At 36.2% G+C, this 12,579-nt stretch carries 11 protein-coding genes; 8 read left to right on the top strand and 3 right to left on the bottom strand.

From position 1 onward, the window contains the following. Position 1: 1 nt before the first annotated feature. The 6 genes from CGC49_RS09255 to CGC49_RS09230 all read left to right on the top strand — a co-directional run bounded on the left by CGC49_RS09255 (position 2) and on the right by CGC49_RS09230 (position 7,031). Positions 2-1,420 (top strand): ATP-dependent RecD-like DNA helicase, encoded by a 1,419-nt coding sequence (locus CGC49_RS09255; protein WP_095912459.1) that lies wholly within the window; start codon positions 2-4, stop codon positions 1,418-1,420. Between the two features lie 133 nt (positions 1,421-1,553). After that, the gene (locus tag CGC49_RS09250; RefSeq protein ID WP_095912458.1) at positions 1,554-2,063 is read left to right on the top strand and encodes a DUF6252 family protein; all 510 of its coding nucleotides are present in this window, start codon (positions 1,554-1,556) and stop codon (positions 2,061-2,063) included. 77 nt (positions 2,064-2,140) lie between these two features. Next, entirely contained in the window at positions 2,141-3,490 is a 1,350-nt protein-coding gene (locus CGC49_RS09245) for an alpha-L-fucosidase (RefSeq protein ID WP_095912457.1), read from the top strand. Positions 3,491-3,688: 198 nt separating this feature from the next. Next, positions 3,689-5,485 (top strand): translation elongation factor 4, encoded by a 1,797-nt coding sequence (gene lepA, locus CGC49_RS09240; protein WP_041993989.1) that lies wholly within the window; start codon positions 3,689-3,691, stop codon positions 5,483-5,485. Positions 5,486-5,500: 15 nt separating this feature from the next. Further along, positions 5,501-6,622, top strand: coding sequence for an FRG domain-containing protein (locus tag CGC49_RS09235; protein ID WP_095912456.1), 1,122 nt, complete (start codon positions 5,501-5,503; stop codon positions 6,620-6,622). 19 nt (positions 6,623-6,641) lie between these two features. Then, positions 6,642-7,031, top strand: a complete 390-nt coding sequence (locus CGC49_RS09230) for an HU family DNA-binding protein (RefSeq protein ID WP_041986250.1) — start codon at positions 6,642-6,644, stop codon at positions 7,029-7,031. A gap of 170 nt (positions 7,032-7,201) precedes the next feature. Here CGC49_RS09230 and CGC49_RS09225 read toward each other — a convergent pair whose 3' ends face one another. The 3 genes from CGC49_RS09225 to CGC49_RS09215 form a co-directional block, all read right to left on the bottom strand. Further along, entirely contained in the window at positions 7,202-7,594 is a 393-nt protein-coding gene (locus CGC49_RS09225) for a nucleoside triphosphate pyrophosphohydrolase family protein (RefSeq protein ID WP_042344164.1), read from the bottom strand. 71 nt (positions 7,595-7,665) lie between these two features. Then, entirely contained in the window at positions 7,666-8,130 is a 465-nt protein-coding gene (locus CGC49_RS09220; RefSeq protein WP_095912455.1) for a helix-turn-helix transcriptional regulator, read from the bottom strand. A gap of 178 nt (positions 8,131-8,308) precedes the next feature. Then, positions 8,309-8,773, bottom strand: coding sequence for a hypothetical protein (locus tag CGC49_RS09215; RefSeq protein WP_157909031.1), 465 nt, complete (start codon positions 8,771-8,773; stop codon positions 8,309-8,311). A 121-nt stretch (positions 8,774-8,894) separates the two neighbouring features. Between CGC49_RS09215 and CGC49_RS09210 the strand changes: the two genes are divergently transcribed. Together CGC49_RS09210 and CGC49_RS09205 are read left to right on the top strand one after the other, a co-directional pair. After that, positions 8,895-11,219 (top strand): TonB-dependent receptor, encoded by a 2,325-nt coding sequence (locus CGC49_RS09210; RefSeq protein ID WP_095912453.1) that lies wholly within the window; start codon positions 8,895-8,897, stop codon positions 11,217-11,219. 83 nt (positions 11,220-11,302) lie between these two features. Next, entirely contained in the window at positions 11,303-12,508 is a 1,206-nt protein-coding gene (locus tag CGC49_RS09205; RefSeq protein WP_042347382.1) for a hypothetical protein, read from the top strand. Positions 12,509-12,579: the final 71 nt, after the last annotated feature.

Raw genomic sequence — 12,579 nt, 5'->3', positions numbered from 1 at the left:
TATGGATAAAACAACTTTTTACAACGCCCTTTTAGAGGCTTTTAACCACTCCCCTACCCCTCTACAAAATATTGCTTTACAACAACTTAGTATTTTTTTACTTGACACAAAAACAAACAATAAACTTTTTCTACTAAAAGGTTTTGCGGGTACGGGAAAAACATCCATCACCAATAGTCTGATTCAAAATCTTCCAAAAATTAAACACAGAGCTGTGCTGTTAGCTCCCACAGGACGAGCAGCTAAAGTCATGTCTCATTTCGCAAAACAACAAGCATATACAATTCACAAACATATTTATTCCCCCAAAAATCAAAACGGTAGTTTTTCTTATAATTTAAAACCTAATAAGTTCAAAAACACTTTATTCATTGTAGATGAGGCTTCAATGATTGCTGATAATGATGGGCAGTTTTTTGAGCGAAACTCTTTATTAGATGATCTGATGCTATACGTTTATTCGGGGGAAGGTTGTCGATTATTACTGATGGGAGATACAGCTCAGTTGCCTCCCGTAAATTCTCTGTATAGCCCTGCTTTAGATATCCGAAATTTAGAATCTCGCTACCAAAAGGATGTCTCGCATATTGAACTTACAGAAGTAGTCCGACAAGAAAAAAAGTCAGGAATTTTATACAACGCTACTAAGCTAAGAGAGTCGCTAAATCAAACTTTTTATAGCAATTTTGAGTTTCAAACCAAAGGTTTTAAGGACATCATCCGATTAAGAGAAAGTTCTGAAATTCAAGAAGCTATAGAAGACGCTTATAATAACTACGGAACAGAACATACCTCCATCATCGTGCGATCAAATAAACGTGCGGTACTGTACAATAAACAAATTCGAAAGGTAATTTTAGACAACGAGGATGAACTTACGGCAGGTGATTTACTGATGGTTGTCAAAAACAACTACTTTTGGTTAAAAGATTCATCGGAAGTCAGTTTTATTGCCAATGGTGACACTTTGGAAATACTTCGGATTTATGCCTTCCGTGAATATTACGGTTTTCGATTTGCTGAAGTCTCTGTACAACTGATTGATTATCCGAACCAACCTCCATTTGATACTGTCTTACTCTTAAACACTTTGGAATCGGAACAAGCCTCCCTTTCGCACCAAGATAGCCAACGCCTTTACGAGGAAGTACTATTAGACTATGAAGAGGAAACTTCTTCCTACAAAAAGTATCAAAAAGTGAAAGAAAACCCATATTTTAACGCCTTACAGGTAAAATTCTCATATGCAATTACCTGCCACAAAAGCCAAGGTGGACAGTGGAATGTCATTTTTATCGAAAAACCATATCTACCTAATGGTACCGATGAGGAATACTATCGTTGGTTGTACACAGCATTGACACGTTCCACTAAAAAAGTATATTTACTGAATTTTAAAGATGAGGATTTCAAATCATAACTAATTAACCGCATTTTGAATTATTTAAAGTCAAAAAAAAAACGATTTTTTTGTCCTTAAAAATTCTCTATTTGAAAAAAAATATCGTTCTTTGCCTTAAATTACGCTGAAAGCAATAAAATTACATAGACTTATGAAAAAAATTACAAGTATTATTAAATTTTTAGTAGTACCTATGATTATGTTCATTGGGTGCGACAAACCTGAAACTCCGCAACAAGCAGAGGAAATTGACGAAAACGGAATCGTTTTATCTAACGATTTCTACATCAAAGCTAAAGTTGATGGAGAGTGGGTGGTTGTTAAAGGTGACCGATGCACCTACACAATTAACAAGGATGGTAGTATACAAATCGAATCCTATCGTTCAGGAAATGATGCTACTGATAAAACGTTCTCTTTTTCGATAAGTTCAACTACTTTAGGAAATCATAAATTTAGTGATGAAAAAAATGGAGGAACTGGTCTTTACATCGTAAACAAACAACAGTATCTTACCATAGATGACGGAAATGTTGAAATTACAAAATTAGACTCTTCCAAAAACATCATTGAAGGACGCTTTCAGATGAATGTGAAAAAAAATGGAATCGGGGATATGAAAAAAATCACGGAAGGCGTTTTTCGCTGTAAACAAAAATAATCTATACATAATTTTAGTATTATTTTTAAACTTATTTAATGTCATAATTTTATTTTAAAATACATATACTTGTACTTATGGTAAAAAAAATATTTTTAACTTTATGTTTGTTAGCAACTATAAACATCCACGCACAAATTAACAAACAGAAAGACAATCGATTAGAATGGTTTGAAAAAGCCAAATTAGGGATATTCATTCATTGGGGATACTACGGAGTGAATGGAATTACGGAGTCGTGGTCTATGTATCACAAACGGATTTCACACGCTGATTATTTAGCTCAAGGAAAGGAATTTACTGCTTCAAATTATAATCCTGATGCATGGTTAGACCTTTTTGAAAAAGTAGGTGCTAAATATGTAGTATTAACAACGAAACATCATGATGGTGTAGCTCTATGGGATACGAAATACAGCACATTGAGTACCATAAAACACGCTGCTGCCAAAAAGGATTTGCTCACACCTTTCGTGAAAGCCGTTCGTAAAAAGAACATGAAATTAGGACTTTACTATTCGTTATGCGATTGGTCACATCCTGATTATAAACCTGTTACTTTTGAGCGTATCAAAACTACAAATAAATTTTATCCACAAAAGGGACAACAAAAATTATCTCCATGGGAACGTTTTGTCAAATTCAACTTCGATCAATTAGAGGAACTAAACGCATACAAACCTGATCTTTATTGGTTTGATGGCGATTGGGAACATAAAGCTGAAGAATGGAAATCAGCTGAAATCAAACAAAGTTTATTGAAATCAAATCCACAAGTAATTGTCAATTCACGACTCAATGAATATGGAGACTACAAAACTCCTGAACAAGGAGTCCCTATCGTTCGTCCTGAAGGAGCGTGGGAATTTTGCATGACAATGAACGACAATTGGGGTTATTTCCCATCGGATACAAACTACAAACCGATTTCACAAATCGTACGTACATTTGTTGAAGTAATTTCCACAGGAGGAAATCTTCTATTGAACATCGGACCAAAACCAGATGGAAGCATCGCTCCCGAACAAGTTGAACGTTTGGAAGCTCTTGGCAAATGGATTCAAAAGCACAAAACTGCAGTATACGACTCCGAAGCAGGACTACCCTACGGGCATTTCTTTGGACCTACCATGCTTAGTCATGACCATAAAAAAATATACTTATGCTTGTTCGATGCACCTAAAAACTACATTCAGTTAAAAGGAATTCAAACTAAAATAAAATCTATTAAGGTTTTAGGAAGTGGAGAAAATCTTTCTTTTGAACGCAACGGAGGGGCTGCCTGGAACAATATCCCAGGAATATTACGAATTTCCGTACCTTCCGAAAATTCTCTTGATCCTTACGTAACTGTTTTAGAAGTAGAATTAGAGGATAAACTCGTTCTCTATCGGGGACATGGAAACGCAGTAGAACTGAATATGTAATAAAATATTCACAAACAATTTAACTTATTTTAAAAGTAAAAGAGGCTATTCCCAATATGTGGAATGGCCTTCTTGGTATCTATTTGATTTTTCAGCACATACATTTTCTTCTCTGCTTAACTAAATTTACGGAATCCATAGCAACTGACAAGTTTTTTTGTATATTTGCCCTTCACATATAAATGAATATTTACACTGATGAAAAACATACGCAATTTTTGCATTATCGCACACATCGACCACGGAAAAAGTACCCTTGCTGACCGACTTTTGGACTTTACCAAAACCGTTACCGAACGCGAAAAACAAGACCAACTCCTTGATAATATGGACTTAGAGCGTGAACGAGGGATTACCATCAAATCTCACGCTATCCAAATGGAGTACGAATACAAAGGTGAAACTTACATTCTGAATCTTATCGACACACCTGGTCACGTGGATTTCTCGTACGAAGTGTCGCGTTCTATCGCTGCGTGTGAGGGAGCTTTGCTGATTGTTGATGCTGCACAAAGTATTCAGGCTCAGACTATTTCCAATCTTTATTTGGCTCTGGAAAATGATTTAGAAATTATCCCCATCTTAAATAAAATAGACCTTCCTTCGGCAAATCCTGAGGAAGTGAAAGACGATATTGTTGATTTGCTTGGCTGTGACCCTGATGATATTATCCCTGCTTCTGGGAAAACAGGTTTGGGCGTGGAGCAAATCCTCGAAGCTATCATCGAACGCATTCCTGCCCCAAAAGGCGACCCCGATGCACCGCTTCAAGCACTGATTTTCGATTCGGTGTACAATCCGTTTCGTGGTGTGGAAACGTATTTCCGTGTGATGAATGGAGAAATCCGTAAAGGTCAGAAAATCAAATTTATGTCTACCGGAAAAACCTACGATGCCGATGAGGTAGGGACTCTAAAACTCAATCAAGTAGCCAAACAATCTGTAAAAACGGGCGATGTGGGTTACCTCATTACTGGAATAAAAGATGCTCGTGAGGTAAAGGTGGGTGATACGATTACTTCGGCAGTAAATGGCTGTTCTGAAATCATTGATGGATTTGAAGACGTAAAACCGATGGTATTTGCTGGAATTTATCCTGTTGATACTGAGGATTATGAAGAACTTCGAGCTTCGATGGAAAAACTGCAACTTAACGATGCTTCGCTCGTTTTCACTCCTGAAAGTTCGGCGGCATTGGGTTTTGGTTTCCGTTGTGGTTTCCTCGGAATGTTGCATTTGGAAATCATTCAAGAGCGATTGGAACGCGAGTTCGATATGACGGTAATTACTACCGTTCCGAACGTTAGTTATCTGGCGTACACTAAGAAAGACCCTGAAACGCCTATCGTAGTAAATAATCCGTCTGACCTTCCCGACCCATCGAAATTGGACCGAGTGGAAGAGCCTTACATCAAAGCATCGGTAATTACCAAAGCGGATTTTGTGGGGCAAGTGATGTCGCTTTGTATCGAAAAACGTGGGCAAATTACCAATCAGACGTACCTTACCCCCGAACGTGTGGAACTAAATTTTGATATGCCACTGGCGGAAATCGTGTTTGATTTTTACGACCGATTAAAAACAGTATCAAAAGGTTACGCTTCGTTTGATTATTCGCCAATCGGAATGAGAGCTTCTAATTTGGTGAAAGTCGATGTGCTTATCAATGCCAATTCAGTAGACGCCTTATCAGCTTTGATTCACGCCGATAATGCGTACAATATCGGAAAGAAAATGTGCGAAAAACTCCGCGAACTGATTCCGCGTCAGCAGTTTGATATTCCGATTCAGGCAGCAATTGGGGCGAAAATCATCGCTCGTGAAACTATCAAAGCCCTCCGCAAAGACGTTACGGCAAAATGTTACGGAGGCGACATCTCGCGTAAGCGTAAACTCCTTGAAAAACAGAAAAAAGGAAAAAAACGTATGCGACAAATTGGAAACGTAGAAGTACCACAATCAGCGTTTATGGCAGTGTTGAAGCTGAATGATTGATAAGAGATAAAGATTATGGCTAAAAGACAAAATAAAAAATTGGAAAAAAAAGGGAACAAAGTGACCTCTATAGAGACTTATCTTTCTCAAATTAAAACAATATCGGTTTCTGAAAATACTTTTTATAGAGGACATTCTGATAAAAATTATAAGTTGGAGCCTTCAATTTATAGGAAAGATAGTTTAATAAAGAATGAACATTTGATATATCGTGAAACAATTAGTAAAGTTCCCTATGATTTCAATGGGAAATCGACGATAGAATCTTTAGTTTTAATGCAACACTATGGAGTACCCACTCGTATTTTAGATTTAACGACTAATGCGTTGGTGGCTCTTTATTTTGCTTGTATTGATAATAAGGACAGGGATGGAGAAATAATAATTTTTGATGTTCCTCAAAAAGATACTTGTTATTTTGATAGCGATAGAGTTACGGTATTAGCCAATTTAGCAAAATGTGATAATGAATTTTGTTATGGAAAACTAGAATTAGATTTTTTAGAAAACTGTGATCGTGAGCTAAAGACACTAAAACAAAATTTTAATACAGGTAGTTATGATAAAGATTTAGATGTTCACATATATACATTTAAAGAAAGTTTGGATCAGTGTAAAAAAACTGATTACAAAGTTAAATACGATGACTTTAAAAAAGAAATAGATAACTTTAAAGATAAAGAATCGAATCTGGATGAAAACTTAATAAAGCAAGTCAAATATAAGTTAACTGAAACTTTGTGGATTAAAAACAGAACGTTTATTGATGATGAAATATCAGAAATTAATGAGTATTATTTTGGCTATTTATTGCATTATATAAAGGAAGATAAATCATATTTCAAACCAATTATAGACCCAAATGATATAGGAAAAGTTTTCGCTATCAAACCTAAATTGGATAATCCTCGTATAGTAAGGCAACACGGAGCTTTTCTAATTTTTGGAGTAAAAGAAAATAATAAGGAGATGCCTCAAGTTCCTTCAGAATGGATTAAAACAAAAATAGGAATTGATGCAAAATCAAAAGAAGATATTTTAAAAGAACTCTTCCAATTGGGAATAGATAAAAGTACACTATTCCCTGAGATAGACAAAGTAGCAGAGTATATAAAAGAAAAATTTCAAAATCAGTAACCCTTAATACAATTATATTATGCCAGTAAAGTACAATGTCGTGGGACGCAAGAACCCACAAAAGCCCGAAGAGGCTCCGAAGTTTTATGCCAGTGCCAAAGCCGATGGCGAAATCACCCTAAAGGCAATCGCTAAAGAAATAGCAACGGGTTCGACTACCGTTTCGGATACCGACGTATTGGCAACGCTTAACGAACTTACGAAAGTGCTTATAAAACACCTCTCTAATGGAGAAATCGTGAAATTTGGTGATTTTGGAAGTTTCCAAATAACCATCACCAGCGAGGGTGTGGACGACGAAAAGAAATTTACCGCAGCCAACATCAAAGGAAACAAAATCCAGTTCCGCCCAGGTACTGACCTTAAAGAAATGCTTGCTACCGTAAAATACGAAAAGTACAAAAAATAAATCGTAATCCGTGAGAAACTTAAACAGGTACGCTTCCGCTGAAAAACGGGAGCGTACCTGTTGTTTGATAGGTACGCACCCATTGAACAACGGGTACGTATGTGTTAAGTAACAAATGCACATACACTAAGTTGAACGCATTAATCTCACGAACCTATAATATAGTTTTATTAATCTGTAGACTTTAAAACCTCTGCAATATTTGGCGGAAAATAACGGGAACTTTTCATCACTTTGCCATCTTCTCGGTAGATAGGTTTTCCGTCAGCGTCAAGTTTACTCATATTACTTCGGTGGATTTCACTAAAAATCTCGTCTATTTTGTATTGCATTCCGTGTTCGATGATGGTTCCACAAAGAATATAGAGCATATCCCCTAAAGCATCAGCTACTTCGACCATATCATTATTTCTGGCAGCTTCCAAATACTCTTGGTTTTCCTCTGCCATTAATTTAAATCGCAAGTTGATAGTTTCGGGGGTTAGCTCAGTGGTGGGTTGTTGTTTTACTCCCAATCCGAAGGCCGTATGAAACTCGGTTACGGCTTTTAATTTACTTTTCATATCCTTTTTTAGGTGACAAAAGTACATTTATTTTACTATTTTGAGCTACTTCATACCGAAAATATAAACACTTACTCCCTAAATTTTAATGGAGAGACATGGTACTTCCTTTTGAAAGCTGTGGAAAAATGTGACACATAATCATAGCCACAGGCTTCTGCAATCTCTGAAATACTCTTGTTCGTATCCAAAAGAAGTTGCTTAGCTAACTGCATCTTATGATCGAAAAGATATCCGAAAACGGTAGTGCCAAATATCTCTTTAAATCCATATTTCAATTTATTTTCATTCAGACCTACACGACGAGAAAGCTCTGATAGGCTCAATGGAGTATGGAAATTATGCATTAAAAGATGACGCACTTCGTGTATTTTATCAATATCGGATTGGGTCTTGCAATGTTTTTTGGTTTTTATGTGCTGTCCCAAAAGTTGTTGCTGTAGAATAAAAAGCTCCAATATTTTGATTTCAGCATAAGTTTCACAAACATTTCCCATCAAATGACTTTGTTCTAACTGCTGAAGTATTGTATTCATCTGAGAAGTAAGCGGAAGTCCGTTTCTATCTGAAAGAATAAAATTTTTGGTTGTGTTATAAAAAGTATGATGGTAGTTTTGATTGTCAGGCTGAGCGTAGTCGAAGCCCTGTAATTACGAGGCTTCGACTACGCTCAGCCTGACAGAAATATCCACTTTATTAAAGGTATCATACTTTTCACAACACTTCCAAATTTTTATCTCGTTGATACTGATTTAGAATGCTTTCAAATACTTCGGGATAAGTATTGGCAAGATGCAAAAAACGGTCGCTCGAAACGAAAAAACCAGAGAAAACAGTATGATCATTTTCCCTAAAGAGGTCATGCCCCTCCTCTTCCATATCGATAAATAAAACATTGAACATGCCTTGTTTCATGGTCAAATCAATTTTTTTCATTTTCATTTGCACACCGCTGTTGGACTGATTTAGAGCATAAAACCGAACAGATGGAACGGAAGCATTTCCATAAATTTGTGTAGATTCAGAAAAATGAGAATGCCATTTATAGATTGATATTTCCTTCATATTTTTTACATGAAGTTGTATGTTTCCTACTTCATTTTTCAATGAAAGATTAAAATTACCTTCATCTCTTCTTGATAAAACAACATCTTCTTCAACGATTTTATTAAAATCCATTTTTCTCATGGTAATTTCCTCCGTTAGATTAAAAAAAATATCCGTTAGATTAAACTGACAGGCAAAAATACAAACTAATTTTGCAGTCACAAATTTATTTAGAATAAAATTAAATAATCATATGTCAAAGCAATTTTTATCTGTTTTCATTTTTTTTATTTCTATTTTCATTACCTACTCACAAACTCAATTCGGCAATTTATCAGGTTTTGTATTCGACGAATCTACCAAAAAACCACTTCCTGCTACTGAGGTTTACTTCAGAGAATTTCAAAAAGGAGTGATTTCGGATAGTAAAGGATTTTTCCGGATAGAAAAAATTCCGCATGGAACGCATACCCTTATAGTATCTTACCTTGGTTATGAAACTCAAACAATAAAAATTTCCATTGAAGGAGATAAAACCATAAACGTAAGCCTGAAACCAGAGGTAGAATCTCTCAGTGAAGTGGTAGTAAAGGCTCAGAAAAATGAAGAACGTATCTTACGAAACAGTGCCATGACCGTTTCGGTGATTAATTCAAAACAATTTGAAGGTACAACAAGTTCTCTCAACGATGTATTAAACAAAACTGTAGGAGTTACCATTCGCAACACAGGAGGCGTAGGAAGTGCTTCTCGCATTTCAGTTCGAGGATTGGAGGGCAAACGTATCGGTGTTTTCTTGGACGATTCGCCCATAGGATTATTCTCTGATTATGTGTCGCTCTACGATGTGCCTATTGACCTCATTGAACGTGTTGAGATTTACAAAGGCATTGTTCCCGCTCGACTCGGAGGCTCCGCAATGGGAGGTGCTGTAAATATGATTACAAAGGAATATCCACCTTTATACTATGATGTAAGCTACGAAATAGCGTCATTTAATACACACAAAATTCAAATGATGGGTAAGAGTAATCTTAAAGATGCCGGAATAGAGTTCGGAGCATCAGCAAATTACACATATTCGGACAATGATTATGAAATGGATTTGCCCCATCACCGTGGACTTCGAGTAAAACGTGACCACGATCGACATCGCAAAATGCTCATTGGAGGAGGTTTCAAAGCAACCAAATGGTGGTTCGACGAAATATCAATAGAAGCGGTTACCATCCAAACTGACCAACAAATACAGGGTATTGAAACTAACATCAAACACGCTTTCAGCAAGACTAACATGTTCGCCTTCATCAATGGATTTGAAAAAGATAACTTCCTCATCGCAGGATTGGATTTTGATATGAATACAACCATCAGTAGTGCAGAATTCAATTTGAATGACACCTCCATGATGAGATACGACTGGAATGGAACAACCTACCCTTCCAGTGGAGAAATAGGATTATACGCTTCAGACTCTTATCGGAAAAACCTTGCATTAAACAATCGATTAAATCTCAATTACATAATCAGTGAAAATCAAAATATAAACTTCAACTCACAATTAAATCACATCAAAAATTCACCTTTTGACCCTGTAAAAGAACAAATTATAGGCTATCGAACCGATTTTGATAATAAAATGATTAGCTGGGTTGCAGGAATTTCTTATGATTTAAGTAGTCGTAACAAAAAGTGGCTTAATTCTTTAACAGGAAAATACTACCATTATAAGAGCGATGCCAAACAAGCAGGTCTGTTAGGGCTTGGAGGCGTAAAAGACATTAATATTTCCGAAGGAAATTGGGGAATAAATAATGCCATACGATACAATTTTACAGATAATTTCATGATTAAAAGTTCCGTAGCCCATGACGTCCGCCTACCTTCGGACAATGAACTCTTGGGCGATGGATTTTTAACAGCTCCTGCCAGTAACCTATTGCCTGAGCGTGGAACAAATGCTAATATAGGACTACTATTTCACAAAAACACCTTAACAGACAAACGATTGGAAATAGAACTAACAGGTTTTTATTCTTATTTAACCAATATGATTCGATATACAGGAGGGCTACTACAGTCTTTTTATGAGAATTTTGGTGAGATGCGTTCTTTTGGAGTAGAGTTTGATGCCAAAGCGGATATTTTCCCTTCTCTGTACGGATATGTGAATCTTACGTATCAAGATCTTCGAGACATGCGCGATTATGAACCAAATTCGTCCATTCCAAATGTAACTAAGGGTAAGCGAATGCCCAACATTCCTTATTTTTTGAATAATATGGGATTAGAATACCACAAGGAAAATCTCTTTGGCGGACAAAATCAAAACACCCGATTGATGTTAGACAGCTCTTTTATAGAAGGATATTGGTATGATTTTGAGGTAAGTAAGCATCAAGAACGTCGCGTACCTCGTAGTTTAACATTCAATTTTGGTATTGAACACGGATTCAGAAACGGAAAAATATTGCTTTCATTCCGAATGAATAATTTAACAAACGAAAAAGTAATTTCAGAGTTTAATCGTCCGCTTCCAGGGCGTAATTTTGGTCTTAAGTTGCGATATCGAATGTAAAAAGTGAAGAACAAAAGCAACCAAGTACACTTAGAACAGTACTAATTGAAAATACATTAATTAACTTTTAAAAATGAAATACAATGAAAAAAAATGCAATGTTAGTTGCTTGTTTAGCAACATTTTTCGCAGTAAGTTGCGATAAAGAGAATGAAACCCCTGATATTATATCTGGCAAAGGAGAAATTTTGATAGAAGCTACGGTAGTAAATACTGACCAATCAGGAAGTGGCTACATTCAATTGTTGGACGATATTTCTCCAAAAACGGTAAACAATAAAAACGCCTTTCCAGTTGGTCCCAGCATTCCTCCATTTGTACATAAAAATTGGATATTTACCTTTCCAAACTTTTTTGGATCGGACGTTTCCGAATTGACAAAATTTGTTCGTGAAGATGGTGTTTTGAAAAAATCTGCAACCATGCCTTTACCTGGAAACTCACAAGCAACACACCTAACTGTCGTAAATGACACCAAGGCTTATTTAGGACTTACAGGCTTAGGTAAAATATTTATTTTCAACCCTACAACGATGGTAAAAACAGGTGAAATAGACCTAAACACCTATGGTGACCCGAATCCCGAGCCTTCGGGAATGATTGTTCGCGACAATTTACTCTTTGTAACCTTAGGACAATGGACAGCGGGTACTTGGTTTCCACAGGAGAAAGCTGTTGAAGTACTGATAATCAACACCCAAACAGATGCCATAGAAAAACATATCAAGGAAACAGCCTCAGGATTGTCTTTCCCGACCAATCCAGGTGACAGAATCTTGATGGATGAACATAAAAATATTTACCTCGTTTGTATTGGAGCTTTTGGTCAAGTAGATGGATTTGGAGGAGGATTTTTAAGAATCAAAGCCGGAGAAACTGATATTGACCCTACTTTCTCAATGAAATTTGATGACATTACAGTTGCTGATGCTCCTGGGAAAATCTCCTATTTCCTTCCCGCTCGATATATTAAAAACAACATAACCTACGGATATGTGGCTATTAAAGAATATACCCCAGACCAACAAATGAGTCCTTTAGCAGTTATGTATGCTCCTGTAAAAGTAGATTTAAGTAGCAAACAAGTAACTCTCATCAAAGGAATACCTGTTGCCAATGGTTATTCTACAGGAATGGGAATTTATAAAAACAATACATTTTTATTCGGTTCTATTAACCAAACCTCTAAGGGTTTTTACACTTACGACCTCTCTACGGGTAAAGTAAGTACTGAACCTATCATCAAAGTAGAAGGATTCCCTAAGTTTTTCTATTGGTTTGGAGAATAAATATCTTGCCCATGTACAAATAAAGTCTGTAAGGCTTAAGAATTTATACGTTTAGAATCATCGACAATTTC

Origin of the sequence: Capnocytophaga sp. H4358 (assembly GCF_002302515.1) — a bacterium.
Classification (GTDB): Bacteria; Bacteroidota; Bacteroidia; order Flavobacteriales; family Flavobacteriaceae; genus Capnocytophaga; species Capnocytophaga canis.
The sequence above is the reverse complement of the archived record's forward strand: the minus strand, read 5'-3'. Positions and strand labels throughout refer to the sequence as shown.

Bases quoted from the DNA above. Each gene is read 5' to 3' on its own strand.
- CGC49_RS09250 (WP_095912458.1), top strand. From the start codon at position 1,554: ATGAAAAAAATTACAAGTATTATTAAATTTTTAGTAGTACCTATGATT.
- CGC49_RS09220 (WP_095912455.1), bottom strand. From the start codon at position 8,130: ATGAATACAATACTTCAGCAGTTAGAACAAAGTCATTTGATGGGAAAT.
- CGC49_RS09245 (WP_095912457.1), top strand. From the start codon at position 2,141: ATGGTAAAAAAAATATTTTTAACTTTATGTTTGTTAGCAACTATAAAC.
- CGC49_RS09225 (WP_042344164.1), bottom strand. From the start codon at position 7,594: ATGAAAAGTAAATTAAAAGCCGTAACCGAGTTTCATACGGCCTTCGGA.
- lepA (WP_041993989.1), top strand. From the start codon at position 3,689: ATGAAAAACATACGCAATTTTTGCATTATCGCACACATCGACCACGGA.
- CGC49_RS09215 (WP_157909031.1), bottom strand. From the start codon at position 8,773: ATGGATTTTAATAAAATCGTTGAAGAAGATGTTGTTTTATCAAGAAGA.
- CGC49_RS09205 (WP_042347382.1), top strand. From the start codon at position 11,303: ATGAAAAAAAATGCAATGTTAGTTGCTTGTTTAGCAACATTTTTCGCA.
- CGC49_RS09210 (WP_095912453.1), top strand. From the start codon at position 8,895: ATGTCAAAGCAATTTTTATCTGTTTTCATTTTTTTTATTTCTATTTTC.
- CGC49_RS09235 (WP_095912456.1), top strand. From the start codon at position 5,501: ATGGCTAAAAGACAAAATAAAAAATTGGAAAAAAAAGGGAACAAAGTG.
- CGC49_RS09255 (WP_095912459.1), top strand. From the start codon at position 2: ATGGATAAAACAACTTTTTACAACGCCCTTTTAGAGGCTTTTAACCAC.
- CGC49_RS09230 (WP_041986250.1), top strand. From the start codon at position 6,642: ATGCCAGTAAAGTACAATGTCGTGGGACGCAAGAACCCACAAAAGCCC.